This window comes from Pseudomonas sp. FG29 (assembly GCF_057809355.1).
The window spans coordinates 14,943-38,497 of the sequence record NZ_JBMDJU010000035.1; the positions used below are offsets into that span (position 1 = coordinate 14,943).

Genomic DNA, 23,555 nt, shown 5'->3' on the forward strand with positions numbered 1-23,555 from the left:
TTGTGCCAGAGATAAAGCAGAAGCCGTGCCAGTTTTTGAAAATCCTTGTAAATCAAGGCTTTGCGATTATTGATGGGTGGTGGCTGGCCAAAAAAAGCCGGGTTTTCGTTACCGATAGACCCGGCGTTTGTTACGAGATATTGGCGCGGTAACAACCTGGGGAACCTCCGTGGGTACAGGTTGTCACCTTGCCCGCGCTGTCAAGGGCCGCTGGTGACACCCGCTTTGCGGCGTGGAATGCCCAGGCGCTGACGGCGTTCCCACAGGCATTTGCGGCTGATGCCCAGCTTGCGCGCCAGTTCGGTCTCGGTCATGTGATCCTGGTGTTCGAGCACGAAGTGCTGGAAGTAGTCTTCCAGCGACAGATCCTCGGTCGGCTCATGGCTGGCATTGGCCTGGCCCGAGGCGATGCTCGGCAGGTCGAAGTCGTCGTCCTCGAGGTCATCCAGTTCGATGTCGATGCCCAGCAGGTCGGCGGAAATCTCCGAACCCTCGCAGAGAATCACTGCACGCTCGATGGCGTTCTCCAGTTCGCGCACGTTACCTGGCCAGGAGTAGTGACGGATGGCCTGCTCGGCATCGTGGGCGAAGCGCAGCGGCTCGCGGCCCATGCGTGTGTACTGACGAACGAGAAACGCCTGGGCGATTTCAATCACGTCGCCATCGCGTTCGCGCAGCGCCGGCAGCTTGAGAGCGATGACGTGGAGGCGGTAGTAAAGGTCTTCACGGAACTGGCCGGTCTTGGCCAGCGTCTTCAGGTCGCGGTGGGTCGCGGCGATCAGGCGCACGTCCACCTTCTGTGACTGTACCGAGCCGACCCGACGAATTTCGCCTTCCTGCAGCACGCGCAGCAAACGAGCCTGGGCTTCCAGCGGCAGTTCGCCGATTTCATCGAGGAACAGCGTGCCGCCGTCGGCAGCTTCCACCAGGCCGGCGCGGCTGGCGCTGGCGCCGGTGAACGCGCCTTTCTCGTGGCCGAACAGTTCGGACTCGATCAGCGTTTCCGGAATGGCCGCGCAGTTCACCGAGATCAGCGGCGCCTTGGCGCGCTTGGAGAGGTTGTGCAGGGCGCGTGCAACCAGCTCCTTGCCGGTACCGGACTCACCCTGCACCAGAACATTGGAGTCAGTGGGCGCGACCTTGCGAATCTTGCTGTAGAGATCCTGCATCGCGGCGCAGGAGCCGATGATGCCGATCTCGCCGTTGGCATTCTCCACTGCCTTCTCGGCGCCTGCGCCGCGTGGGCTGGCGCTGGCGGCGGGCGCTGGAGCGCTCTTGGCGGCCTGACGATCACGCAGGATGCGGGCCACGGCCTGCAGCATCTCGTCGTGGTCGAAGGGTTTGGCGATGTAATCCACCGCGCCCATCTTCATCGAGTCCACGGCCGAGCGCAGGCTGGCGTAGCTGGTCATGATCAGCACCGGGGTGCCTTCGGCGAGCTTGATCAGTTCGGTACCGGGGGCACCGGGCAGGCGCAGATCGCTGACGATCAGGTCGAAGCCGGAGATGCTGTAACGATCCTGGGCTTCCTGTACCGAGCCAGCTTCGCTGACCTGGTACTGATTGCGTTCGAGCAGACGGCGCAAGGCAGAGCGGATAATGGTTTCGTCTTCGACGATCAGAATGTGTGGCATCAATTCGTTCTCTCGGCGGTCACGGAGGTGTCGGTAACACCTTCTTTCGCTGTTCACATCGCTACGGACGTCGCCTCGACATGCCTCGGCAGGGTGACCCTGAACCGAGTGCCCAGTTGGCGCTCGGTGTCGGCCGGGCTGTCGATTGTTATCTGTCCATAATGCTCTTCCACGATCGAATAGACCAGCGCGAGGCCCAGCCCTGTCCCTTCACCCGGTTCCTTGGTGGTGAAGAAGGGCTCGAACAGGCGGTCGATGATCGCCTTGGGAATCCCGCTGCCTTCGTCTTCGACGATCAGATCGACGGTGTGCTCGCTGGCCTCGCTGCGCACGCGAATCGCGCCGCCGGGTGGCGAGGCATCACGGGCGTTGGACAGCAGGTTGATCAGCACCTGGGCCAGGCGTTGTGGGTCGCCATAGGCCCAGTGCTGCGGGTCGCACAGGTTGTAGAACTGGATATCGAAGTTGCGTTTGTTCAGCGACAGCAGGCCGATGGCATCCTGCGCCACATCGGCCAGGCACACCGGCTCATCGTTGCGCTGGTGGCTGCCGGAGTGGGCGAAGCTCATCAGTGACTGGACGATGCGTGACACACGCTTGGTCTGCTCGAGGATCTGGCCGCTGATCTCGGTCAGCTCGCCGTCGTTCTCGCGCTCCTCGCGCAGGTTCTGCGCCAGGCAGGCGATGCCGGTGATGGGGTTACCGATCTCGTGCGCCACGCCGGCGGCCAGGCGACCAATGGAGGCCAGGCGCTCGGAGTGCACCAGCTTGTCTTCGAGCATCTGCGTGTCGGTCTGATCTTCGACCAGCAGCACCAGACCGCTGTTACCGGTCGCCAGGGGCTCGTCGATGGCCGCCTTGTGCAGATTGAGCCAGCGGATCTGCCCGTCGAGCGCCAGATGTTGCTTGTGCAGGTGCTGATCCGGGCGTTCGATGAAGTCTTGCAGCAGGCTCTGCCACGGCTCGGCCAGGGTGCTCAGGCGCGAGCCGACGATGCGCTGGGCGGGGATGTCGGTGAGTTCTTCCATGGCCCGGTTCCACATCAGGATCTCCTGATCCTTGGCCAGCGAGCACACGCCCATCGGCAGTTCCTGCAGGGTCTGCCGGTGGTAGCGGCGCAGGGCGTCGAGCTCGGCAGCCAGGCCGGTGAGGCGCGACTGGTAGTCCTCCAGGCGGCTTTCGATGAAGTGAATGTCTTCGGTGACATAACCTTCGCTGCCGGACTTGTACGGCAGGAAGGTCTCGACGATGTCCTGCGCCACGCTCGGTCCCATCAGGCCCGAGAGGTTGGCCTCGATGCGGTCACGCAGGCGGCGCAGGGCGTAGGGGCGGCCTTCATCGAACGGCAGGTGCAGGTCACGCAGGGCCTGTTCCACCTCGCGCTGCGCGGTCTTGGCGCCCAGCGGCTTGGCCAGTTGCGCGGCGAACTCCTGCGGCGTCGCGGCGACCAGTTCGCGCCGTTGCGGGCGACGTACGTTGTCCACGGCGCAGGCTTCGGCGGCGCTTTTTTCTTCCGGGCTGGCCTCGGTGAACAGCGACACCAGGGTGAACACCAGGACGTTGGCGGCCAGCGAGGCGATGGCTGCCAGGTGCCAACTGGCGTCGTCGAGTACGTAGATGACGTCGAACAGCGGTAGGTACAGGCCTTCCAGATTGCCCAGCAGCGGCAGCAGCATGGTCACCGCCCAGACCCCGATGCCCGCCAGCAGCCCGGCGAGGAAGCCACGACGATTGGCCGTTTGCCAATACAGCACCGAGAGCACGCCGGGCAGGAATTGCAGGGTGGCGACGAAGGCGACGATGCCCAGGTTGGCCAGATCCTGCTGCGCGCCGAGCAGCAGGTAGAAGCCGAAGCCCGCCATGATGATGGCGGCGATCAGCGCGCGGCGCGTCCACTTCAGCCAGCGGTAGATGTTGCCTTCGGCCGGCGGCTGGTACAGCGGCAGCACCAGATGGTTGAGCGCCATGCCGGACAACGCCAGGGTCGAGACGATGATCAGACCGCTCGACGCCGACAAGCCGCCGACGTAGGCGAGCAGGGCGAGGGTCTGGTTGTTCACCGCGATGCCCAGACCGAGGGTGAAGTATTCGGGGTTGGTGGTAGCCCCCAGCTTGAGGCCGGCCCAGAGGATCAGCGGCACGGCCAGGCTCATCAGCAGCAGGAACAGTGGCAGTCCCCAACTGGCGCTGACCATGGCGCGCGGGTTGAGGTTCTCGGTGAAGGTCATGTGGTACATGTGCGGCATGACGATGGCCGAGGCGAAGAACACCAGCAGCAGCGTGCGCCAGGGGCCTTCCTGCAGCGGCGTATGCAGTGTCGACAGCGCTTCCTGGTTCTGCACCAGCCAGAGTTCCAGCTCATGTGGGCCGCCGAACACGCCATACAGCGCGTAGAGTCCGATGACACTGATGGCGATTAGCTTGACCAGCGACTCGAAGGCGATGGCGAATACCAGGCCCTCGTGCTTCTCGCGGGTGGCGATATGGCGCGCGCCGAAGAGGATGGTGAACAGGATGATCAGCGCGCAGTAGCTCAGGGCGATCTTTTCCTGCAGCGGCTCGCGGGTGAGGATGCCCACCGAGTCGGCCACTGCCTGTATCTGCAGGGCGAGCAGGGGCAGTACGCCGATCAGCATGAACAGGGTGGTCAGCGCCCCGGCCCAGGTGCTGCGAAAGCGAAAGGCGAACAGATCGGCCAGCGACGACAACTGGTAGGTGCGGGTGATGCGCAGGATCGGGTAGAGCAGCACCGGGGCCAGCAGGAAGGCGCCGGACACCCCCAGGTAGCTGGCCAGGAAGCCATAGCCATATTGGTAGGCCAGGCCCACGGTGCCATAGAAGGCCCAGGCGCTGGCGTATACGCCCAGTGACAGGGTGTAGGTCAGCGGATGACGGATGATCCGCTGGGGAATCAGGCCGCGTTCGCTGACCCATGCCACCCCGAACAACGCCAGCAGATAGCCGGCGCTGATCAGGATCATTTCGCTCAGGCTAAAGCTCGTCAGCATCACGTTGGCTCTGCAGGATGAAGGTAACGACGATAAGGATCAGCCACAGCAGGTAGGGCCGGTACCAGGCGCCGTTGGGGTCGATCCACCAGTCCATGATGGCCGGGGAGAACAGGTAGATCCCCACCACCAGGATCAGAACCAATCGGTAGATATACATGAGGCAACTCGTCGGAAGATGCGCCGATGGTAAAGGAAGCCGCGTAGTGCCGGCCACCGGCATGATGGCGGGAGTGGCGCACCGGTTATGCCAGCGGTGGCGTAGGGCGTACCGGGATGCCGACCGCTCGGAAGCAGTGCCGTAGGGCGTACTCGCGCAGCAGTACGCCGTAGCGGATTCTAAATGATGGTCGGTGCCAGGGAGGGTGTGTTTTTGGTGGGCGTGGTGCAAGCCTTGGCGTGTGGCGGACTGTTCGCTTCGCTCCTGAGTCCGCCCTACGTCTTGTGCCCTCGTTTCCGGATTGCCTCCGGGGACGGCTATTTCAACTGCGCTTCGGCCAGGGTGCGGCTGCGCGGGATGCGCGTGGCGTCCCAGTGGGCGATGCCCCAGGTTAGCAGCTCGCCCGGCGTGGCGCCTTGCAGGTCGGTCGGTGGCTGTTGGCCCAGCGCGCGTAGGGCGCGTAGCAGCAGCGGGCTGGCCTGGTCGGCCGGCAGTGGCGGTGAGCGGTAGCTCTTGCCCAGCTTGTGACCATCGGGCTGGATGATCAGCGGTACGTGCAGGTAACGCGGTTGCGGCAGGCCGAGCAATTCCTGCAGGTACAGTTGGCGCGGGGTGGAATCCAGCAGGTCGGCACCGCGTACCACATCGGTAACACCCTGCCAGGCATCGTCGAGCACCACGGCGAGCTGGTAGGCGAACAGGCCATCGCGGCGGCGGATCACGAAGTCACCGACCTCACGGCCCAGGTGCTGGCGAAATTCGCCCTGCACGCGATCATTGAAGTGATAGTCCAGCTCCGGCACGCGCAGGCGGATGGCCGCGTCATGATCCGGGTGGCAGGCGTTGCGGCAGAAACCGGGGTAGATGCCGGCGTAGCCTTCGAGCTGCTTGCGCGAGCAGATGCAGGCGTAGGCCAGGCCCTGGGCGAACAGGCGGGCGATCACCGCCGCATATTCGGCATGGCGTTCGCTCTGGCGCACCAGTTCGCCGTCCCATTCGAAGCCGTAGGTTTCCAGGGTACGCAGGATGGTGTCTTGCGCACCGGGCATTTCCCGCGGCGGATCGAGGTCTTCCATGCGCAGCAGCCAGCGGCCGCCGACAGCACGGGCATCGAGGTAGGAGGCGAGGGCCGCGACCAGCGAGCCGAAATGCAGATAGCCGCTGGGGGTGGGGGCGAAACGACCGATATAGGCGCTGTTCATCGGAGCAATATGGGTGCGGTGGGCAGCCACGGAGTCGGGCGAGCAGAAACGAAACGGGGCGCCTGAGCGCCCCGTCATCAGATCAGGAACCGATCTGCTTTTCCTTGATTTCCGCCAGCGTCTTGCAATCGATGCACAGGGTGGCGGTTGGGCGGGCTTCGAGGCGGCGGATGCCGATTTCCACGCCACACGACTCGCACCAGCCGTAATCGTTGTCTTCGATCAGCTGCAGGGTCTCGTCGATCTTCTTGATCAGCTTGCGCTCGCGGTCACGGGCGCGCAGTTCCAGGCTGAATTCCTCTTCCTGGCTGGCACGGTCGGCCGGGTCCGGGAAGTTGGCGGCTTCGTCCTGCATGTGGTGCACGGTGCGGTCGACTTCCTGCATCAGTTCCAGCTTCCACTTGTTGAGGATGCTGGTGAAGTGAGCGCGCATCGGGTCGCTCATGTATTCCTCGCCCTTCTTCTCTTGATAGGGCTCGAAACCACGAATCAGTTGGCTGGCGCTTTGTGCTTTATCTTTTGTCGGCATGGATGACGCCTCTCACTCTCTCGAATCCATTACGCAGGTGTTCCATGGCCAAGCGAATGTCGGCCCTGCGTCTGCAAGCGGGCGAACTTACCAGATCGAATCGGGGTGCGCCACTCCCGGTTGTCTATGCCGGCGCGGGGTTGTGAACGAAACCTGCATGGGCGCACGTTGCAAGCGCAGCGGCGGCGTCGTGCGGCCTTTCGCTGCCGCGATCACGGGGCTCTGCCCCTTGCCGGGCGAGACGCGTGCCCTGCTAGAATCCGCCGCTCGCAACCGTGAAGACAGACCCATGGCTCAGCTCTACAGTGCGCGCAGTCGCGCCATCGAACCCTTCCACGTGATGGCCTTGCTGGCACGCGCCAACGAGCTGCAGGCGGCCGGCCACGACGTCATCCACCTGGAGATCGGCGAGCCGGACTTCACCACCGCCGAGCCGATCATCCGTGCCGGGCAGGCCGCGCTGGCCGCCGGGCACACCCGCTACACCGCCGCGCGCGGCCTGCCGCAGCTGCGCGAAGCCATCGCCGGTTTCTATGCCGAACGTTACCGGTTGAACATCGATCCGCAGCGCATCCTGGTTACGCCGGGCGGCTCCGGCGCGCTGCTGCTGGCCGCCAGCCTGCTGGTCGATCCGGGCAAACACTGGCTGCTGGCCGACCCTGGTTACCCGTGCAATCGCCACTTCCTGCGCCTGGTCGAAGGCGCCGCGCAACTGGTGCCAGTCGGCCCGGACGTGCGTTACCAGCTCACCCCGCAACTGGTCGAGCGGCATTGGGACGCCGGCAGCGTCGGCGCCCTGGTCGCCTCGCCGGCCAACCCCACCGGCACCCTGCTGCACAAGGATGAACTGGCGGCGCTGTCGACCTGCCTCAAGCAGCGCGGCGGCCACCTGGTGGTGGACGAGATCTACCACGGCCTGACCTACGGCTGCGACGCACCGAGCGTGCTGGAGGTGGACGACGACGCCTTCGTCCTCAACAGCTTCTCCAAATATTTCGGCATGACCGGCTGGCGCCTGGGCTGGCTGGTGGCGCCCGAGGCGGCGGTGCCGGAGCTGGAGAAGCTGGCGCAGAACCTTTACATCAGCGCGCCGAGCATGGCCCAGCACGCCGCGCTGGCCTGCTTCGAGCCGGCCACGCTGGCGATCCTCGAAGAGCGTCGCCACGAATTTCAGCGCCGCCGCGATTACCTGCTGCCGGCGTTACGTGAACTGGGCTTCGGCATCGCCGTGGAGCCGGAAGGCGCCTTCTATTTATATGCAGACATCAGCGCCTTCGGCGGCGACGCCTTCGCCTTCTGCCGCCACTTCATCGAAACCGAGCACGTGGCCTTCACCCCGGGCCTGGATTTTGGCCGCTACCAGGCCGGGCATCATGTGCGCTTTGCCTACACGCAGAACGTCGAGCGTCTGCAGCAGGCCGTCGAGCGCATCGCCCGTGGCCTGAAAAGCTGGAAGCCCGATGCGCTTTGATCCGCCACTGGAAGAGGGGCGCCTGCTGCGCCGCTACAAGCGCTTTCTCGCCGACATCGAGACGGCCAGCGGCGAGCTGATGACCCTTCACTGCGCCAACACCGGCTCGATGCTCAATTGCATGAGCGAGGGTTGCCGAGTCTGGTTCAGCCGCAGCAACGATCCCAAGCGCAAGCTGCCAGGCAGTTGGGAACTCAGCGAAACGCCGCAAGGGCGCCTGGCCTGCATCAACACCGCGCGGGCCAATGCCCTGGTGGAAGAAGCGCTGCGCGCCGGGCTGATCAGTGAGCTGACCGGCTTCACCGCGCTCAAGCGCGAAGTGCCTTACGGCGTGGAGAACAGCCGCGCCGACTTTCGCCTGGATTACCCCGCAGGGCCGGTCTTCGTCGAGGTCAAGAGCGTCACCCTGGGCTTCGATGGCAGTGACGTCGCGGCCTTTCCCGATGCCGTGACGCTGCGCGGCGCCAAGCACCTGCGCGAACTGGCGGCGCTGGCGCGGGCCGGTGTACGCACCGTGCAACTGTATTGCGTGAACCTTTCCGGCATCCGCGCCGTGCGTGCCGCCGAGGAGATCGACCCGGCCTACGCCACCGGTCTTCGCGAGGCCAAGGCAGCGGGCGTGGAGGTGCTGGCCTACGGCGCCGAACTGAGCCCGCAGGGCATCACCCTGACCCACCGGCTGGACGTGCTGGGCTGAGCCGCCCGTAAATTGAGCGCCCCTGACCCGATTGGCCACATCCTGCGGCACGATCCGTCACTGCCTGCCTGAAGGGGCTGCTCCATACTGCCGCGCAGTCATCTCCAGGGATCGTCCATGCGCCTTCTTCCTCTTCTGCTGCTCGGCGGCCTGCTGGCCTGCAGCGCGGTCACGGCTGCCGAGCGCAGCTTCACCTTGCTCCACACCAACGACTGGCAGTCGCGCCTGCTCGGCTTCGGCCCCAACAACGAGTACACCCCGGCGACCACGGGTGACGACGATACGGTCGGCGGCGTGGCGCGCCTGGCCACGCTGCTCGCCCAGCGTCGTGCCGCTGCTGGCAACGAACCGCTGCTGTTGCTCGATGCCGGCGACTTCACCATGGGCACGCTGTTTCACACCCTCGCGCGGGAAACCGGCAGCGAGCTGCAACTGCTCAGCGAGCTGGGCTATGACGCCGTCACCCTGGGTAACCACGAATTCGACTTTCGCCCGGCCGGGCTCGCCGCGATGATCAGCGCGGCGCACCAGGCCAAGGGCGATGCACTAGTGCCGCTGCTGGCCAGCAACATGCGCTTCTCGGCCGAGGACAGTGGCGACGACAGCCTGCAGGCGCAGGCCGAGGCCGGGCGCATCCTGCCGTATCGATTGATCGAGCGTGGCGGCATCCGCTTCGGTGTGTTCGGCCTGCTCGGTAACGATGCCGTGGCAGTCAGCCCGATGACGGCACCGCTGACCTTCGCCGATCCGCTGGAAACGGCACGGGCCACGGTGGCCAAGCTGCGCGAGGAGGGCGCCGAGGTGGTCATCCTGCTGTCGCACATGGGCATCAGCCAGCAGGACGACAACAGTTGGCGCGGCGAAGATGTCGAGCTGCTCGAACAGGTACCGGGCATCGACGTGGTGATCGGTGGTCATTCTCATACCGCGCTGCCGCAGCCCATCCTGGTCGATGGCACCCGGCCCGTGGTGCAGGCCGGTTCGGAGATCCAGTACCTCGGCGAACTGCGCATGAGCATCGGCGAGGACGGCAAGGTGCGCATGCGCGACTATCGTCTGCTACCGGTGGATGACCGTACGCCTGGCGACCCCGACATCACCGCGCAGGTCGAGGGCTTCAAGGCGCAGGTCGAGGCGCGCGTGCTGGCGCCGCGTGGCTATCGCTTCGATCAGCCGCTAGCCAAGGTCGACCAGCGCCTGGGCCGCGATTTCAGCGAGCAGGCCCTGGCCAACCTGGTCACCGATGCTCTGCGCAGCTCGGTCGGTGCCGACCTGGCCTTCACCGGCAATGGCACCCTGCGTGACGACCTGATCAAGGGGCGCTACGGCGTGCAGAGCGTTTCCGACCTGTTTCGTATCGCCCCGCTGGGCATTGGCCAGTTCGATGACGAGCCCGGCTACCCGATGATCAAGGCCTACCTCAGCGCACGTGAAATCAAGAACCTGCTGGAAGTGCTGCTGCTCGCCTATCACCTGCGCAGCGACAGCTACTACCCGCGCGTTTCGGGGTTGCGCTTCAGCTACAACCCCTGGCGCGTGCCGTTCGACCGCGTCAGCCGCATCGAGATCGGCGATGCCGAGCGCGGCTACCGTGAGCTGGCGCTGGACGACACGCGCCTTTACAGCATTGCCGCCACCCGTTACGTCGGCAGCTTCACCTGGTTGGTGCCGGAACTGACCAAGGGCCTGCTCGACCTGGTGCCCAAGGACGCCGAGGGGCGGCCGCTGGCGCGCATCGAAGACGCCATCGTCGACCAGGATCCGGCGCGCGACGGCGTGCAGGAACTCAAGGAATGGCAGGCGCTGCTCGACCATATCCGCCGCCTGCCGGATGTGGACGGCGATGGCCTGGCCGACATCCCCACTACTGGCGTGGCCGCCGAGGCGCGCATGTTGCGGGTGCCAAGCCTGCAACCTGTCGAGCTGTTGCGCCTGGCGGGGCCGTTGCAGTGGGGCTTCAGCGCTGTGGTGCTGGTTGGTCTGTTGCTGGTGCTGGGCTTGCTGGGGCGTTACCTGCTGCGTCGTCGCCAATGAGGGGATGAGAGTCGGCACGTACCGGTGCAACCTTGCCAAGCACAGATTGCCTCCGTATGGTGCAAAACCGCCTGATTCGGAAGCTAAGCAATGATTGCCCTGCACTGCCCGTGCATCGGCCGCACGCAGCCGGCCCATGACCACGCCAGCCTTTCGGGGCGTACCGCATGAGTACGCTCAACCACTCCCGCCCGCTGGCCTTCGGTGGCCTGCTGCTGGCCAACCTGTGCTGGTCCGGCAATGCCCTGGTGGCGCGCGCCTTCGCTGGCGAGATCGGCCCCTTCACCCTGTCGTTCTGGCGCTGGTGCCTGGCCCTGAGCCTGCTGCTGCCCTTCGTCGTCCTGCCGCTGTGGCGTCATCGCGCTGCGCTGGCCCATGCCGGCTGGCGCCTGCTGGTGCTCGGCGGCCTGGGCATCGCCGGTTACAACTCGCTGCTCTATAGCGCGGCGCAGACCACGGCGGCGATCAATATCTCGCTGGTCAACACCTGCCTGCCGCTGGTGACTTTCATCGGCGCGGGGCTGCTGCTCAACGAGTGGCCGGCGCGGCGCGCCTGGTGGGGCATGGCCGTGGCCGTGCTGGGCCTGGCGGTGCTGATCAGCCAGGGCCAATGGAGCCGCCTGGCCAGCCTGTCGTTCAACCACGGCGACATGATCATGCTGCTGGCGGTGGTGGACTGGGCGCTCTACTCGCTGTTACTGCGGCGCTGGTCGGCCTATTTGCAGCCGATTCCGCCGCTGGCGCTGCTGGGCGTGTTCATCCTGATCGGCGTGCCGCTGATCCTGCCGTTCTACCTTTTTGAACTGAGCCAGGGCGCGCACCTGGCGCTGAACGCAGCCAACCTCTCGGCCATCGCCTACACCGCCGTGTTCGCTTCGCTGCTGGCGTACCTGGCGTGGAACCATGGCATCAAGGTGGTAGGGGCCGCGCGTGCGGCGCTGACCAACTACGTCATGCCGGTCTTCACCGCGCTGCTGGGCTGGGTGCTGCTAGGCGAAAGCCTGCAGGTCTATCACTGGATCGGCGCGGCGCTGATCTTCGGCGGCCTGCTGTTGGCGACCCGCCCGCGCAAGAGCGTCTAACCCCGTAGGGTGGATCACGCTTCATCGATCCACCTTGTTCATGCGGTGGATGAAAAAAGCGTCATCCACCCTACGGCTCTCACTCCGGCCGGAGCATCACGAAGGCTTCGCCGCCCTTGCGGTCATGCATGATGATGAACGGATGGCCGGCGATCATCAGCTTCGCCGGCACGCTGCGCGGCACTTCGGTGCCGGCGCTTTCCGCCGCAGCGCTGAGCAGTTGCCGGGTCAGGCTGTCGTCCTGCTGGCTGTCGGTGGTGATCACGCACTCATGGCTGGCCTTCACCTGCAGCCCCAGGCTCTTGTCGGCATTGAAGCCGACGGTGGCGAAGCCCATATCGGTCAGGTCCTCGATGCCATGCTGACGCGCCATGCTGTGCGCCTCGGCGAAGCTCGGTGCGGTTCTCAGGCAGATATCGCGGAAGGCCTGCACGGCCTCGGCGGTCACCGGTACCGGTGGCTGAGTGCCCATCCCGGCGCAGGCCGAGAGCAGGGTGACGCTGGTAAGCAGAGCGAGCTTCTTCATTGCATCGTCCTTAATGAAGGGAATGGTCAGGGCTGCTGGCAGAGATCAAGGCCAAGCAATTGCGAGGCCAGCCCCTTGGCCAGGTAGGTTTCCACCACATGACCGTCGGCGCACTCGGTCTTGTGACCGATCGCCACACCGACGGACAGCAACACGAACAGGGCCAGGCCGATATTCTGAATGGGCGTCATGACAAGGCTCTTGCGCGAAAACAGGCAGGCAGAATGAAGAGGCGGGCAGGGGATGGCAAGTGCGCCAGTGCGCAACTCTGGTCTTTGCTTGGCGTCCAGTCGATACTGCCGGGCATCTTTGACGTGCAAGGGAATGTCTTATGAAAAAGTGGCTGATCATCCTGCTGCTCGGCGGTGCCTTTTGGCAGTTCTACCTGAGCAAGCCGGGGAATCCACTGATCAGCAATATCGCCAGTGATGGCTCGCAAATGAGCGAACCCGTCATTACCCAGCCCACGTCATCCACATTCTCGCGTGAAGGCCGCAGCGCTTCGTCTTCGCTCGGCCAACCAGCAGCACAAACCGCCGGCAATCGCTATCGCTGCGACGGCCGCACCCACTGCTCGCAGATGACCTCCTGTGCCGAAGCCACCTTCTTCCTGCGTAACTGCCCAGGCACGGCAATGGATGGCAACAACGATGGCGTGCCTTGTGAGCGGCAATGGTGCAGGTGAGTGGCTCAGGGCAGCGTGATGGCCAGGCCGCTGAACGCGATACGGGCAATGACCAACCAGGCGATCGCACTGACGATCCCCAGCACGCTATAACCGACCACGATACCCAGCGCGATCTGCTTCCACAGCCCGGCGAAGCGGTTCGCCTCGTAACGCTGGCGCATCGGCATATCGCGCTCCGCGCGCAGGTCATCGAAGTCGTCTCTGTCTCTCACGGTGGTCTCCAGGGCCTTGGGGCCTGAGCGGGGTAGGGCGGGGGCGCTATTTTCTGGTATCGCCAGAGCGCTACACAAGCCGCACACCTGCATGAAAATCGTCTGGCACGGGCCTGATGCCCCTCATCCGCGTGCGACGACCTAACCGCTTGATAAAACGTAAATTTATCGATGATCTGGGGTTGACAGCGGTAGGCGAGACGCGGACAATGCGCGCCGTTGGCTACATAGCTCAGTTGGTTAGAGCGCAGCATTCATAATGCTGATGTCCCAGGTTCAAGTCCCGGTGTAGCCACCATAAATTCCAAGGGGTTAGCGCAAGCTAACCCCTTTTTATTTGCCCAGAGAAAAGGCGCCAGAGCGGCGCCTTTTTCGCTTAGCTGCCGGTCGCTCCCACACATGAGGTGTAACGCTTGGCGAGGGCGATAACCTCGGCCTTGCTGGCAAAGCTTTGGGGTGACTCGCCAAAGATGCGGCTCTCGCACATTTCCCGATAGTTCTCGTAGCGCGCCATGCAATTGGCAGGCGTTGAGCCGCCGGTTACCTGGTAGCTGGGGTCGTTGCAGATGAATGTCGCAAGGTTGTTGGCGCCGAGCTTCACCTCGTCGAGGCTTACGCTTGTGGCTTCTGCCTTCTTCAGCAAGGCCTGGTAGCTATCGACAGTGACGGCGGCTACGGAGAAGTGTTCGTTGTAGACGTAATAGCCACCGGCGGCGATGGCTATCAGCAGTAGCAATGTTTTCACGTGGTTCATCCTTGATGGCGAAAGGCCCGCAGGTTAAACGCTTGCATTGAGGCTGTCGATGGCGCTCAGAGGTGTTGCGGGCTCATCGCTGATCCATACGAAACTTGATGGCTTCGATAGGGGCGGACGGCGGCATCGGAGCGTGCTCGTCTTCGTATTTGCTCACAAGCAGAGCCAGCACTTCGAGTTCATCACCTTCAGGCGTACCGATCTCTGCGCCCCATAGCTCGTCAATGCGCGCCATCGATGCTGTGTAATCTTGCTCGGTGCGAATGGGCTTGATGTTCATCAGACAGTCTCCGCGTCAAGCTGATCGTACTAGGTGGTGGGCCAGCGAAGCGGGTCAACACCTGCATTTGCCGGATTGGTCAGCTCGCAATCTGTAGTGGCTCGATTGCCTGCTCGATGGGTGCGCCAGACTCGGCGTAAGTGGTCGTCAAGGCATACTCAGTCTGCAAGTTCATCCAGAATTGAGCTGACGTATCGAAGTAGCGGCCAAGCCGAATCGCCGTATCGGCGGTAATGCCACGACGCTCCCGCACGATGTCGTTGATGGTCGGCGCCGATACATGCAGCGCGCGAGCCAGTGCGGCTGGGGTCATGCCCAGCGGTTCAAGGAACTCTTCGCGTAGCACTTCGCCAGGGTGAACGGGGCGCATGCTTGTGCTAGCCATAGTGGCACCTCCTAGACAGTCGTCGCGGGCTATATGGATCTGAAACCCGGTAGGCCATTCGCAGTACGCCATGCTTTGATAAATTCAAGTGCACCTTCAGGGCTGTCATCAACGCCAGATTCTGGATAGAAAATGATGTCGGTGCCTTTCGGGTGCTCAGCTAATCTAACGACCTCATGCACTGCATCGTCGTACTCGTCCGAGGTGGGAAAGTCTGCATCGAATACCTTGCGCAAAAGCTTCAGGAACTCGCTCTCACTGTAGTCTTGTAGTTGAGTTTTAATGGGAACTTTCCTTGAGCCTGTAATGGGGGGCGTTTAATTCCTTTTGAAACCAGATAAACCATTTGCAGTACGCCAGGCTTTGACGGTTTGGAGAATGCCTTCAGGGCTATCATCTGCGCCAGGCTCAGGATAATAGATCAGGTCTGAGCCCGCAGGATGCTCGGATACGGTTTCAAAACATTGAACTAGCGCAGAGTGCTCCTCTTCTGTGGCTGCATTTGTTTCGCAAATATCCACTAGAAGAGACAGAAATTCCACCTCTGTAAAATCGGAAAAATCTCTCTTATCCATGCTTACGAAACAGCGATGTGGACTTGAAACCAGGGAGGCCATTAGCAGCACGCCAAGACTTTACCTTTTGTGTGATGCGCTCTGGGGTGCATTCGGCATCAGGCTCGCAATAGTAAATCAAATCCGTTCCATCTGGATGCCCCGTAATCTCTCGGAATTGATTCAGTAGAACATCAAGTCGATCATCCGTTTCCGCTTCATTCTCCCTGAAAATATCTTCCATGAACGCGATGAACTCACGCTCGCTGTAATCACTTAGTTGTTTTTTCATGACTTTTCCCTTAAGTCTGTCATGAGTGTAAGAGCTTTATATGGAATTTATGCCAGGTAAATTATGAGCCGCACGCCACTCTTTAACAGTTTGGAGTATGCCTTCGGGGCTGTCATCTGCATCAGGCTCAGGGTAATAAAGTAGGTCAGATCCTGCTGGGTGTTCCGTGACAGTAATAAAGTGTTCAAGTAAGTGATCGCGCTCACTTTCTGTTTTGGCATTCTCAATTGCTTTAATTAGTTCCAGGAATTCGTCTTCAGTGTATTCGGCGAAACTATTTTTTAAATTCATTTGGCTAGCCCTTCTGATGAAGTTTGATATGGTGGTTGGGAGTTACAACGCCTAAGTTGTCTACGTCGTAGACGGCGCCACCCTCAGATATTGGCTTGATGTGATGGATTTCATAGACGCGCCTTTTTCCAGCATGGCCAGTGGAAGGTGTTACTGGAGAAAATCCCTTTGCCATATCCTTCGCGTTTCTCGCGTTAAATTGTCCACTTAGCTCTGGATCTCTTCCAACCGCTGTCCAGAAAGCCTCTCTGAAGTCATCGAAGCTGCTGAACCTCTTCCCCCGCAACTGATCGGCAATCTGTGACGGGATAGGTGCCCCGAGTTCCCGGCCTGCATTCTCCAGCCAGATGCCAGTTACATCCTGCCCTTGTCCAGTCACGACGCCAGGCTCGTTGCGTAGGCTCAGCGCGATGTAGATCGGCTGAATATCGGTGCTGGGGAACCAGATGATCGCATCCTGGTACTCCGGTGGATGCACGGGGTTGACCAGGATCTGGTCTGACTTCTCGGTTGGCGGGTAGATCCATACGCTCGGCAGTTGAGGTGCGCCCTCCAGCGCCGGGATGCCCAGTACATCGTTCGGGTTGGCGGCAGGCGTCCAGATAAGCTCGATGCCCTGGCCAATATCGGCGACGAACTGATCGCCTCGGGGTACGGCCGCGATAACCGGTACGTTCTCCCAGTCGGGTTTACCCCCGGTGTAGAAACCATAAAGGTCGACCGAACCATCGGGCAGATGCTTGATATGCAGCCTTGCACGGGTTCGCCCCAAATCGAGCGCCGCGTACTGCTCGCGAGTATAAAAAGCGCTATCTGGGGCAAGGCTGTTATTGGGCAGCAGCATGGGCACGCTGCCCAGCGCCGTACCGGCGACAACGCCGGCTGTGGCCATGCCACCGCTCAGCCCCAGGGAAATGCTGCCGCCCAATCGTGCTGCCAGCGCTGTTCCCGATGTGGAACCGCCGACCAGTTGCAGCGGCGTAGCCGTTGCTGCAAGCGCACTCCCGGTGGCGAGCACTGCCCATTCACCGTAGCTCTTCAATGACTCCAGCGGGATGAAGTTGCCAGGTTGCTGATGATCGATAACGCCATCGGGCAGGTTGCAGGATTTGGCGAAGACGCAACCTGCTGACCTGGGCTCCGTGCGTTGAGGTTCGGGCGGTTGTTCCACTACCAGAAGGCGTGGAGGCTGGCGGTCGAAATCGCCGTTATAGGGTTCTGGCTCCGAGGCAGGCCGCACATGCCTGTTGTTGGGTACATAACCGCTCATCTTCGATCCTTCGAATGGATATGACTTTGCTGGGCAATCCTACCGTTGTGCTTGCATGCGATGTCCCGTGCATCGCTGCTCAATACCCTGAAACTTGACCCAGTGGGCATTTATGGCTGAGCCAATGTCGGGCAGCAGCGCCAAGCCAGTCTGCTCTGGCGGCCTGGCGACGAGGTCATCGCTTGCAGGCTGACTATCAGCGCCACCAGCGCTGGAGCAGAGCGCGCAGCGAGCGTTCGCCGGGTGTGGGCGGTGGGGCGAAGCGGGGCATATCGCGCAGGGCGATCCATAGATCGCCTTGCCATTCCAGCAGGCTGATGCGCTGGCGATCCCAGGCCATCAGCGTGCGTTTTGGTTCCTGCGCGCGATGCTCCCAGGCATCGCGCAGGGCGGGCAGGGCTTCGTGAGTGAGCCAGCGGCGCAGGTGGCGATTCTCGGGGTGACTGAAACGGCACAGGGCGCGATAAAGCGCGGACTCGCTGAGCACCTGTACAGGCTCCGCATCGCCCTGGTGAGTATGGAAGATCACCGTACGCACCTGGTCGTCATCCATCAGCCGGCAGATTCGCTCCGGGTGGCGGTGCCCCATCAACAGGCCGAACTCCTTGGCGCAGACCCAGGGCTGGCGGTCGATCATCACACCGCGCAGTGGGCGGTTGTGGCGCATCAGCAGCAAAGGGACATAGCTTTCTTCCATAAAGGCCTCCGTGGATTCAGGCAAGCGCGCGATGCTGAGCCAGCATGCATTTCTACCGCGTCTCGCTTGCGAAAACCCGCTACAAGCAGGGTGCATACCGGAACAGGCATGTTCCATGCGATTACTCCTATAATCGGGCCACCAACAGCGACGCGACTTGGATGTACTAGGTACATATTCGAATAATACATGCCGCTCGCTAAATGTACATAGAACATTTATGGTTTTTTCTAATGAGCGAAGGGATTACCGATAGAGGTCTTAGATTGCTGGAGATTGCCAGCATCAAGGCCTTGGCTGAAGCGGGAAGCACTGCCTACGTACGCTGGCAGAACATAAAGAGAGGCAAGGCCCGCATCGGGGCGAACGAGATCGAGATTCTCGGGCGAGTATTTCCTAGCTATAGGTGGTGGTTGTTGACTGGCGAAGCAATGCCGGAACATGGCCAGACCAGCCCCGATTACGACGAAGCCAACCGAAACCAGAGCGGCTCAAACGCAGGGTCGGACAGAAAATAAATCTGCCCGCTTTTTCAGTCCCCTTTTTCAAGGCGTTGGTATGCCTGCAGGAGAATCAAGTAAAACTATGAATAAAGAAATCCTCTCAGAGGAGCTTTTGAAAAAAACTCTCCTGATAAGCCAAATAGTATCAATGCTTGCTATTCCTATAGTCTTAGCGCTTGTTGGCTACTGGGTGCAAAGCAGCATTCAAGACCAACAAATTAGAAGAGACTACGTAACGCTGGCAATATCTTTACTTGCACCCAAAGCTGAAAGCGAACCGGAAACATCTCCTGAAATGAAGGAGTGGGCCATTAGGCTGCTGAATCAAAGCTCCCCTGTAAGCTTGTCTGACGAGCAAATAAAGTCACTAAATAAGTTTGGGTTGCCTGAACGAGATTTTAAAGTCTACTTTGAGAAAAACTCTCGCTGGGGTGGATTAGAAGAAGAACGAATAAAGGAAGTCATCGAGAATTTTAAGAAAATTACAGAAACACCACCACCTCCTCCAGGCCTTGCTCCGTCGAATGATTCATCTGATGTCAAAATACTGAAGTGACTACATTTCGCCTTTTCTGAGAGAGGTTGGTTAACTCTGCGTAGGGACGTGCTGGAAGCATTATTTTGTGAGGGGTGTGGTTCAACAGGAAAATTCGTAGCGGATCCGCAGCACTATGAATAAATGCATCAAGCTTGGAACCATCATCGATGATGACGTGAAAGAGTGCATGGATGGCCTAAGAGTGAGAGAGTGGTGAAACACAGATGATGAATATTTTTAAGAATAAGCTCCTTGTGATTTTGGGTTTTGCTGTTTTTGCTGTTGTAAGCGTATATGTGGGTAATTTTTCTGATCATGGTTTTTCAACTAATCCAGAACAATGGGGGCAATTGGGGGATTATTTTGGTGGGATTTTGAATCCCATACTTAGCTTTGTGACAATAGTGATATTAGTGGCGAATAGTAGAGTTCAAAGTGATCAATTAAAAGCATCGCAAGACGAACTTGTGCTGACTAGGGATGAGCTTGCGTTGACTAGAGATGAGCTAAGTCGGTCAGCAGAGGCGGCTACAAGGCAGGCTAGCCACTTTGAGCGAGAGGCAACGTTAAAAGAATATCTGTTGCTTATAGATAAGTTGGTTGCCAGGATAAATAATAATTTTAATGAAAATAAACTGGATCAAGAGTATTCATTGCACTACTTTGTAAGTTTTTGTGCGTCAGGGCGCAATCAGGGATATGTTGCGAAGGTGATGGATTTCTGGAGTAAGAGTGGCTCTAAAACTAAGAGGGTGATCTCTTGGGTGGAAAGTGATCTAGAGAGACTTTCGGCGCTTATAGCGGAGTACGAGCGAATCGTTAATGCTGGTAGGGTGGATGAAAAAGACCAATCCCCCATGCCAAAGTTTTATCAAAGAGAGTTTGGTGAGTTGGTTAGTGTTTTATATTCGCATGCTATGGTAAGCGCTGCCCTTAAAGAATTTTACTCCCCAGAGTCTTAATCGGCCTTCGCTGATATAGCCATAAAACTCTACGTGAAGGCGTGACTACATTGCTCAATGTTCTATGGCAAGGACTGGTCTAGCTAGCATGGGGAAGGGCTAAAACCTGTGTTTTATGGGGTTATCTGGCTCAGTTGGGCGCTCCGTAACGGATTAATAATCCTCAGCTCGCGCCAGTCAAACCCAACAATTCCCCACCCCAAAAACAACAAAACCCCGCTTTCGTGGGGTTTTGCTTATGCACTACCTACAACGATCAAACGTTAAAGCGGAAGTGCATCACGTCGCCGTCCTTGACGATGTAGTCCTTGCCTTCCAGGCGCCATTTACCGGCTTCCTTGGCGCCGGCTTCGCCCTTGTTGGCGATGAAGTCGTCATAGGCGACCACTTCGGCACGGATAAAGCCTTTCTCGAAGTCGGTGTGGATCACGGCGGCGGCCTGCGGGGCGGTGGCGCCGACGCGGACGGTCCAGGCGCGTACTTCCTTCACGCCTGCGGTGAAGTAGGTCTGCAGGTTGAGCAGGGAGTAACCGGCGCGGATCACGCGGTTCAGGCCCGGCTCTTCCATGCCCATGGTTTCGAGGAACATCTGCATCTCTTCCAGATCGTCCAGTTCGGCGATCTCGGCTTCGATCTTGTTGCACACCGGCACGACGATGGCGCCTTCTTCTTCGGCGATGGCTTTTACCACGTCGAGGTGCGGGTTGTTCTCGAAGCCGTCTTCGGCGACGTTGGCGATGTACATCACCGGCTTGGTGGTGAGCAGGTGGAAGGTCTTGGCCAGGCGCTTCTCGTCGTCACCCAGGTTCTTCAGCAGGCTGCGCGCCGGCTTGCCTTCGGTGAGGTGGGGGATGAGCTTTTCCAGCAGGTTCTTCTGCGCCACGGCTTCCTTGTCGCCGCCCTTGGCGGTGCGGGCGACGCGCTGCAGTTGTTTCTCGCAGCTGTCGAGGTCGGCCATGATCAGTTCGAGGTCGATGATCTCGATGTCGCGCTTGGGGTCGACGCTGTTGGCGACGTGGATGACGTTGTCGTCTTCGAAGCAGCGCACCACGTGGGCGATGGCGTCGGTTTCGCGGATGTTGGCGAGGAACTTGTTGCCCAGGCCTTCACCTTTCGACGCGCCCGCTACCAGGCCGGCGATGTCGACGAATTCCATGGTGGTGGGCAGTACGCGCTCGGGTTTGACGATCTCGGCCAGGGCGTCCAGGCGGGCGTCAGGCATGGGCACGATGCCGCTGTTCGGCTCGATGGTGCAGAAGGGGAAGTTTTCTGCGGCGATGCCGGATTTGGTGAGGGCGTTGAACAGGGTGGACTTGCCGACGTTGGGCAGGCCGACGATGCCGCAGTTGAATCCCATGGTATGACCCTCGGTGAAAGGTGGTTACTGAGTGGCCTTTTGGCTATGCAGTTTGCGCATGGCCACGGTCCAGTCGCCGGCGAGTATTTCCGGCAGGACGTCCAAGGCGAAGTCGATGCTCTTGTCGAGCAGTTCCTGTTCGCTGCGTGGGGCGCGCCCGAGCACGAAGCCGGAGACCAGGCTGGCGTGCCCTGGGTGGCCGATGCCGAGCCGCAGGCGATGGAAGTTATTCTGGTTGCCGAGCTGGGCGATGATGTCGCGCAGGCCGTTGTGCCCGCCGTGGCCGCCGCCCTGTTTGAGCTTGGCGACGCCGGGTGGCATGTCGAGTTCGTCGTGGGCCACCAGGATCTCTTCGGGCTTGAGCTTGAAGAAATTGGCCAAGGCCGCCACGGATTGGCCGCTGCGGTTCATGTAGGTGGTGGGGATGAGCAGACGAACTTCGCGCCCCTGGTGGTTGAATTTGCCCACCAGGCCGAAATATTTGCGATCTACGGAGAGGTTGACGCGCTGGCTGGCCGCCACGCGCTCAACGAAAAGGGCCCCTGCATTGTGCCGGGTCTGGTCGTATTCGGGGCCGGGGTTACCCAGGCCAACGATCAGTTGTACGGCAGTCATACAGGAGCCCTTTCGAGAACATGGCCCGGCGTGATCGCATGCCGGGCCTGCTACTGACGATTACTCGGCAGCGCCTTCTTCGTCTTTAACGCGGCTGGCGTGGATGTTGGAGACAGCCAGGTCGTTACCGTGAGCCAGAGCAACCAGCTCTACGCCTTTCGGCAGCTTCAGGTCGGACATGTGGATGGTCTGGCCAACTTCTACGGCAGCCATGTCGACTTCGATGAATTCCGGCAGGTCTTTCGGCAGGCAGGAAACTTCGACTTCGCTGATGGTGTGGGAGATCTCGCCACCTTGCTGCTTCACGCCAACGGAGGAGGCTTCGTTGAGGAAGTGCAGGGGGACGTGGGCGGTCAGCTTCTGGCCGGCAACGACGCGCTGGAAGTCAGCGTGCAGGACGTAGCCTTTGGCCGGGTGGCGCTGCAGGGCCTTGATCACGACGCTTTCGTTGGTGCCGGCAACGTTCAGGTTCAGCACGTGGCTGAAGGCTGCTTCGTTTTCCAGCAGCTTGGCCAGGTCTTTGGCCAGCAGGCTGATCGATTGCGGGGCTTTCTCGCCACCGTAGATCACGGCAGGCACCATGGACACGTTACGACGCAGGCGGCGGCTCGCACCTTTCCCCAGGTCGGAACGCACTTCGGCATTCAGGGCAAATTCAACAGTCATTTCACTTCTCCAAAATAACCAAACCGCCTTGGGGCTTGCGACCAGCCTTGGGGCGGTAGGGCAAAAAGCCCCGCACGAGGCGGGGCAGTGTGATCTGGCCTGTTCCTTAGCGGAACATGGCGCTGATCGATTCTTCGTTGCTGATGCGGCGAACCGCTTCGGCGACGACCGGGGCGATGTCGAGCTGGCGAATGCGCGAGCAGGACTGTGCCGCAGCGGACAGCGGGATGGTGTTGGTCACCACCAGCTCGTCCAGCGAGGAATTCTCGATGTTCTCGATGGCGCGGCCGGACAGCACCGGGTGGGTGCAGTAGGCGTATACCTTGGCGGCGCCGCGATCCTTCAGAGCCTTGGCCGCGTGGCACAGGGTGCCGGCGGTATCGACCATGTCGTCGACGAGGATGCAGGTACGGCCTTCGACGTCACCGATGATGTGCATGACTTCGGACTGGTTGGCCTTCTCGCGACGCTTGTCGATGATCGCCAGGTCGACGCCGAGGCTCTTGGCCACGGCACGGGCGCGTACTACGCCGCCGATGTCGGGGGAGACGATCATCAGGTTTTCGAAGCGCTGGTCTTCGATGTCGTCGACCAGTACCGGGGAACCGTAGATGTTGTCCACCGGGATGTCGAAGAAGCCCTGGATCTGGTCAGCGTGCAGGTCGACGGTCAGCACGCGGTCGATACCGACCACGGTGAGCATGTCGGCAACCACTTTGGCGCTGATCGCCACGCGAGCGGAACGCGGGCGGCGATCCTGGCGGGCGTAACCGAAGTAGGGGATGACCGCAGTGATGCGGGTGGCCGAGGAACGACGGAAGGCATCGGCCATCACGACCAGTTCCATCAGGTTGTCGTTGGTGGGTGCACAGGTCGGCTGAATCAGGAAGACGTCCTTACCACGGACGTTCTCGTTGATTTCGATCATGACTTCGCCGTCGGAGAACTTACCGACCGAAGCATCGCCGAGGGGAATGTGCAGCTGACGAACGATCCGTCGCGCCAGATCGGGGTTTGCGTTCCCCGTGAAGACCATCATCTTGGACACGCGCAGTACCTGCCGGCTGGGGGTATACCTGGATGGGTATGGAAAATGGCAGGGGCGGCTGGATTCGAACCAACGCATGGCAGGATCAAAACCTGCTGCC

Annotated in this window: 28 protein-coding genes, 1 tRNA gene and 1 pseudogene; 9 read left to right on the forward strand and 21 right to left on the reverse strand. The window is 60.8% G+C overall.

Going from position 1 to position 23,555, the window contains the following annotated elements:
• Window positions 1–200 precede the first annotated feature (200 nt).
• From ACODS1_RS22470 to dksA, 5 genes are all read right to left on the reverse strand, one after another.
• A complete protein-coding gene (locus ACODS1_RS22470) occupies window positions 201–1,634 on the reverse strand; it encodes a sigma-54-dependent transcriptional regulator (protein ID WP_322980914.1) in 1,434 nt (477 codons plus the stop codon).
• Window positions 1,635–1,687: 53 nt separating this feature from the next.
• A complete protein-coding gene (locus tag ACODS1_RS22475; protein WP_489087395.1) occupies window positions 1,688–4,642 on the reverse strand; it encodes a sensor histidine kinase in 2,955 nt (984 codons plus the stop codon).
• Window positions 4,626–4,802: a hypothetical protein gene (locus tag ACODS1_RS22480; protein ID WP_003244646.1), complete on the reverse strand. Its 177-nt coding sequence runs from the start codon at window positions 4,800–4,802 to the stop codon at window positions 4,626–4,628. Before ACODS1_RS22480 ends, ACODS1_RS22475 begins: the two co-directional genes overlap by 17 nt.
• Window positions 4,803–5,119: 317 nt before the next feature.
• A complete protein-coding gene (gene gluQRS / locus ACODS1_RS22485; protein ID WP_489087396.1) occupies window positions 5,120–6,004 on the reverse strand; it encodes a tRNA glutamyl-Q(34) synthetase GluQRS in 885 nt (294 codons plus the stop codon).
• Window positions 6,005–6,086: 82 nt separating this feature from the next.
• Window positions 6,087–6,533: an RNA polymerase-binding protein DksA gene (dksA, locus tag ACODS1_RS22490; protein WP_322980911.1), complete on the reverse strand. Its 447-nt coding sequence runs from the start codon at window positions 6,531–6,533 to the stop codon at window positions 6,087–6,089.
• Window positions 6,534–6,822: 289 nt separating this feature from the next.
• Between dksA and ACODS1_RS22495 the strand changes: the two genes are divergently transcribed.
• From ACODS1_RS22495 to ACODS1_RS22510, 4 genes are all read left to right on the forward strand, one after another.
• Window positions 6,823–8,004 (forward strand): pyridoxal phosphate-dependent aminotransferase, encoded by a 1,182-nt coding sequence (locus tag ACODS1_RS22495; RefSeq protein ID WP_489087414.1) that lies wholly within the window; start codon window positions 6,823–6,825, stop codon window positions 8,002–8,004.
• Window positions 7,994–8,701: a DNA/RNA nuclease SfsA gene (gene sfsA / locus ACODS1_RS22500; RefSeq protein ID WP_489087397.1), complete on the forward strand. Its 708-nt coding sequence runs from the start codon at window positions 7,994–7,996 to the stop codon at window positions 8,699–8,701. Before ACODS1_RS22495 ends, sfsA begins: the two co-directional genes overlap by 11 nt.
• A gap of 117 nt (window positions 8,702–8,818) precedes the next feature.
• Window positions 8,819–10,735 carry a bifunctional metallophosphatase/5'-nucleotidase gene (locus ACODS1_RS22505; RefSeq protein ID WP_489087398.1) on the forward strand — a complete coding sequence of 639 codons (1,917 nt, stop codon included), beginning with the start codon at window positions 8,819–8,821 and terminating at the stop codon, window positions 10,733–10,735.
• A 167-nt stretch (window positions 10,736–10,902) separates the two neighbouring features.
• Entirely contained in the window at window positions 10,903–11,817 is a 915-nt protein-coding gene (locus tag ACODS1_RS22510; protein WP_489087399.1) for a DMT family transporter, read from the forward strand.
• Window positions 11,818–11,896: 79 nt separating this feature from the next.
• On the opposite strand, the gene ACODS1_RS22515 is transcribed toward ACODS1_RS22510, so the two are convergent.
• On the reverse strand, window positions 11,897–12,343 hold the full coding sequence (locus ACODS1_RS22515; protein ID WP_489087400.1) for a hypothetical protein: 447 nt from the start codon (window positions 12,341–12,343) through the stop codon (window positions 11,897–11,899).
• 26 nt (window positions 12,344–12,369) lie between these two features.
• Complete coding sequence (locus ACODS1_RS22520) at window positions 12,370–12,534, reverse strand: hypothetical protein (RefSeq protein WP_489087401.1); 165 nt, start codon at window positions 12,532–12,534, stop codon at window positions 12,370–12,372.
• A gap of 140 nt (window positions 12,535–12,674) precedes the next feature.
• Between ACODS1_RS22520 and ACODS1_RS22525 the strand changes: the two genes are divergently transcribed.
• Window positions 12,675–13,028: an excalibur calcium-binding domain-containing protein gene (locus ACODS1_RS22525; protein WP_489087402.1), complete on the forward strand. Its 354-nt coding sequence runs from the start codon at window positions 12,675–12,677 to the stop codon at window positions 13,026–13,028.
• Window positions 13,029–13,033: 5 nt separating this feature from the next.
• Here the strand turns inward: ACODS1_RS22525 and ACODS1_RS22530 are convergent, their stop codons facing one another.
• A complete protein-coding gene (locus tag ACODS1_RS22530; RefSeq protein WP_489087416.1) occupies window positions 13,034–13,243 on the reverse strand; it encodes a hypothetical protein in 210 nt (69 codons plus the stop codon).
• A gap of 221 nt (window positions 13,244–13,464) precedes the next feature.
• On the opposite strand from ACODS1_RS22530, the gene ACODS1_RS22535 reads away from it, so the two are divergent.
• Window positions 13,465–13,541: transfer RNA gene (locus ACODS1_RS22535), tRNA-Met, on the forward strand.
• A 78-nt stretch (window positions 13,542–13,619) separates the two neighbouring features.
• On the opposite strand, the gene ACODS1_RS22540 is transcribed toward ACODS1_RS22535, so the two are convergent.
• The 9 genes and pseudogenes from ACODS1_RS22540 to ACODS1_RS22580 all read right to left on the reverse strand — a co-directional run bounded on the left by ACODS1_RS22540 (window position 13,620) and on the right by ACODS1_RS22580 (window position 17,766).
• A complete protein-coding gene (locus tag ACODS1_RS22540; RefSeq protein WP_489087403.1) occupies window positions 13,620–13,988 on the reverse strand; it encodes a hypothetical protein in 369 nt (122 codons plus the stop codon).
• Window positions 13,989–14,076: 88 nt separating this feature from the next.
• A pseudogene (locus tag ACODS1_RS22545) lies at window positions 14,077–14,277 on the reverse strand (helix-turn-helix domain-containing protein); the annotation flags it as partial.
• Between the two features lie 79 nt (window positions 14,278–14,356).
• Window positions 14,357–14,662 carry a HigA family addiction module antitoxin gene (locus ACODS1_RS22550; RefSeq protein ID WP_489087404.1) on the reverse strand — a complete coding sequence of 102 codons (306 nt, stop codon included), beginning with the start codon at window positions 14,660–14,662 and terminating at the stop codon, window positions 14,357–14,359.
• A gap of 29 nt (window positions 14,663–14,691) precedes the next feature.
• Window positions 14,692–14,970, reverse strand: coding sequence for a bacteriocin immunity protein (locus ACODS1_RS22555; RefSeq protein WP_489087415.1), 279 nt, complete (start codon window positions 14,968–14,970; stop codon window positions 14,692–14,694).
• A 9-nt stretch (window positions 14,971–14,979) separates the two neighbouring features.
• The gene (locus ACODS1_RS22560) at window positions 14,980–15,237 is read right to left on the reverse strand and encodes a bacteriocin immunity protein (RefSeq protein ID WP_489087405.1); all 258 of its coding nucleotides are present in this window, start codon (window positions 15,235–15,237) and stop codon (window positions 14,980–14,982) included.
• The gene (locus ACODS1_RS22565; RefSeq protein WP_489087406.1) at window positions 15,230–15,508 is read right to left on the reverse strand and encodes a bacteriocin immunity protein; all 279 of its coding nucleotides are present in this window, start codon (window positions 15,506–15,508) and stop codon (window positions 15,230–15,232) included. The genes ACODS1_RS22560 and ACODS1_RS22565 overlap by 8 nt, the downstream gene beginning before the upstream one ends.
• A 36-nt stretch (window positions 15,509–15,544) precedes the next feature.
• The gene (locus tag ACODS1_RS22570; protein WP_489087407.1) at window positions 15,545–15,799 is read right to left on the reverse strand and encodes a bacteriocin immunity protein; all 255 of its coding nucleotides are present in this window, start codon (window positions 15,797–15,799) and stop codon (window positions 15,545–15,547) included.
• Window positions 15,800–15,803: 4 nt separating this feature from the next.
• On the reverse strand, window positions 15,804–17,069 hold the full coding sequence (locus ACODS1_RS22575) for an S-type pyocin domain-containing protein (RefSeq protein ID WP_489087408.1): 1,266 nt from the start codon (window positions 17,067–17,069) through the stop codon (window positions 15,804–15,806).
• A 196-nt stretch (window positions 17,070–17,265) separates the two neighbouring features.
• On the reverse strand, window positions 17,266–17,766 hold the full coding sequence (locus ACODS1_RS22580) for a BRO-N domain-containing protein (protein WP_489087409.1): 501 nt from the start codon (window positions 17,764–17,766) through the stop codon (window positions 17,266–17,268).
• A 233-nt stretch (window positions 17,767–17,999) separates the two neighbouring features.
• Between ACODS1_RS22580 and ACODS1_RS22585 the strand changes: the two genes are divergently transcribed.
• The 3 genes from ACODS1_RS22585 to ACODS1_RS22595 all read left to right on the forward strand — a co-directional run bounded on the left by ACODS1_RS22585 (window position 18,000) and on the right by ACODS1_RS22595 (window position 19,769).
• On the forward strand, window positions 18,000–18,284 hold the full coding sequence (locus tag ACODS1_RS22585; protein ID WP_489087410.1) for a DNA-binding protein: 285 nt from the start codon (window positions 18,000–18,002) through the stop codon (window positions 18,282–18,284).
• Between the two features lie 40 nt (window positions 18,285–18,324).
• Window positions 18,325–18,825, forward strand: a complete 501-nt coding sequence (locus ACODS1_RS22590; RefSeq protein WP_489087411.1) for a hypothetical protein — start codon at window positions 18,325–18,327, stop codon at window positions 18,823–18,825.
• A 206-nt stretch (window positions 18,826–19,031) separates the two neighbouring features.
• Window positions 19,032–19,769, forward strand: coding sequence for a hypothetical protein (locus tag ACODS1_RS22595; protein WP_489087412.1), 738 nt, complete (start codon window positions 19,032–19,034; stop codon window positions 19,767–19,769).
• A gap of 256 nt (window positions 19,770–20,025) precedes the next feature.
• Here the strand turns inward: ACODS1_RS22595 and ychF are convergent, their stop codons facing one another.
• The 4 genes from ychF to ACODS1_RS22615 form a co-directional block, all read right to left on the reverse strand.
• Window positions 20,026–21,126 (reverse strand): redox-regulated ATPase YchF, encoded by a 1,101-nt coding sequence (gene ychF / locus ACODS1_RS22600; RefSeq protein WP_489087413.1) that lies wholly within the window; start codon window positions 21,124–21,126, stop codon window positions 20,026–20,028.
• Window positions 21,127–21,150: 24 nt separating this feature from the next.
• On the reverse strand, window positions 21,151–21,741 hold the full coding sequence (gene pth / locus ACODS1_RS22605; RefSeq protein ID WP_322980899.1) for an aminoacyl-tRNA hydrolase: 591 nt from the start codon (window positions 21,739–21,741) through the stop codon (window positions 21,151–21,153).
• A 60-nt stretch (window positions 21,742–21,801) separates the two neighbouring features.
• Window positions 21,802–22,407, reverse strand: a complete 606-nt coding sequence (locus ACODS1_RS22610) for a 50S ribosomal protein L25/general stress protein Ctc (protein WP_322980898.1) — start codon at window positions 22,405–22,407, stop codon at window positions 21,802–21,804.
• Window positions 22,408–22,513: 106 nt separating this feature from the next.
• Window positions 22,514–23,455, reverse strand: a complete 942-nt coding sequence (locus tag ACODS1_RS22615; protein ID WP_322980897.1) for a ribose-phosphate pyrophosphokinase — start codon at window positions 23,453–23,455, stop codon at window positions 22,514–22,516.
• Window positions 23,456–23,555 lie beyond the last annotated feature (100 nt).

Bases quoted from the DNA above. Each gene is read 5' to 3' on its own strand.
- ACODS1_RS22560 (WP_489087405.1), bottom strand. From the start codon at position 15,237: ATGGATAAGAGAGATTTTTCCGATTTTACAGAGGTGGAATTTCTGTCT.
- dksA (WP_322980911.1), bottom strand. From the start codon at position 6,533: ATGCCGACAAAAGATAAAGCACAAAGCGCCAGCCAACTGATTCGTGGT.
- ychF (WP_489087413.1), bottom strand. From the start codon at position 21,126: ATGGGATTCAACTGCGGCATCGTCGGCCTGCCCAACGTCGGCAAGTCC.
- ACODS1_RS22505 (WP_489087398.1), top strand. From the start codon at position 8,819: ATGCGCCTTCTTCCTCTTCTGCTGCTCGGCGGCCTGCTGGCCTGCAGC.
- ACODS1_RS22590 (WP_489087411.1), top strand. From the start codon at position 18,325: ATGCCTGCAGGAGAATCAAGTAAAACTATGAATAAAGAAATCCTCTCA.
- ACODS1_RS22495 (WP_489087414.1), top strand. From the start codon at position 6,823: ATGGCTCAGCTCTACAGTGCGCGCAGTCGCGCCATCGAACCCTTCCAC.
- gluQRS (WP_489087396.1), bottom strand. From the start codon at position 6,004: ATGAACAGCGCCTATATCGGTCGTTTCGCCCCCACCCCCAGCGGCTAT.
- ACODS1_RS22580 (WP_489087409.1), bottom strand. From the start codon at position 17,766: ATGGAAGAAAGCTATGTCCCTTTGCTGCTGATGCGCCACAACCGCCCA.
- ACODS1_RS22585 (WP_489087410.1), top strand. From the start codon at position 18,000: ATGAGCGAAGGGATTACCGATAGAGGTCTTAGATTGCTGGAGATTGCC.
- ACODS1_RS22525 (WP_489087402.1), top strand. From the start codon at position 12,675: ATGAAAAAGTGGCTGATCATCCTGCTGCTCGGCGGTGCCTTTTGGCAG.
- ACODS1_RS22570 (WP_489087407.1), bottom strand. From the start codon at position 15,799: ATGAATTTAAAAAATAGTTTCGCCGAATACACTGAAGACGAATTCCTG.
- ACODS1_RS22550 (WP_489087404.1), bottom strand. From the start codon at position 14,662: ATGGCTAGCACAAGCATGCGCCCCGTTCACCCTGGCGAAGTGCTACGC.
- sfsA (WP_489087397.1), top strand. From the start codon at position 7,994: ATGCGCTTTGATCCGCCACTGGAAGAGGGGCGCCTGCTGCGCCGCTAC.
- ACODS1_RS22610 (WP_322980898.1), bottom strand. From the start codon at position 22,407: ATGACTGTTGAATTTGCCCTGAATGCCGAAGTGCGTTCCGACCTGGGG.
- ACODS1_RS22595 (WP_489087412.1), top strand. From the start codon at position 19,032: ATGATGAATATTTTTAAGAATAAGCTCCTTGTGATTTTGGGTTTTGCT.
- ACODS1_RS22510 (WP_489087399.1), top strand. From the start codon at position 10,903: ATGAGTACGCTCAACCACTCCCGCCCGCTGGCCTTCGGTGGCCTGCTG.
- ACODS1_RS22565 (WP_489087406.1), bottom strand. From the start codon at position 15,508: ATGAAAAAACAACTAAGTGATTACAGCGAGCGTGAGTTCATCGCGTTC.
- ACODS1_RS22475 (WP_489087395.1), bottom strand. From the start codon at position 4,642: ATGCTGACGAGCTTTAGCCTGAGCGAAATGATCCTGATCAGCGCCGGC.
- ACODS1_RS22470 (WP_322980914.1), bottom strand. From the start codon at position 1,634: ATGCCACACATTCTGATCGTCGAAGACGAAACCATTATCCGCTCTGCC.
- ACODS1_RS22480 (WP_003244646.1), bottom strand. From the start codon at position 4,802: ATGTATATCTACCGATTGGTTCTGATCCTGGTGGTGGGGATCTACCTG.
- pth (WP_322980899.1), bottom strand. From the start codon at position 21,741: ATGACTGCCGTACAACTGATCGTTGGCCTGGGTAACCCCGGCCCCGAA.
- ACODS1_RS22520 (WP_489087401.1), bottom strand. From the start codon at position 12,534: ATGACGCCCATTCAGAATATCGGCCTGGCCCTGTTCGTGTTGCTGTCC.
- ACODS1_RS22515 (WP_489087400.1), bottom strand. From the start codon at position 12,343: ATGAAGAAGCTCGCTCTGCTTACCAGCGTCACCCTGCTCTCGGCCTGC.
- ACODS1_RS22575 (WP_489087408.1), bottom strand. From the start codon at position 17,069: ATGAGCGGTTATGTACCCAACAACAGGCATGTGCGGCCTGCCTCGGAG.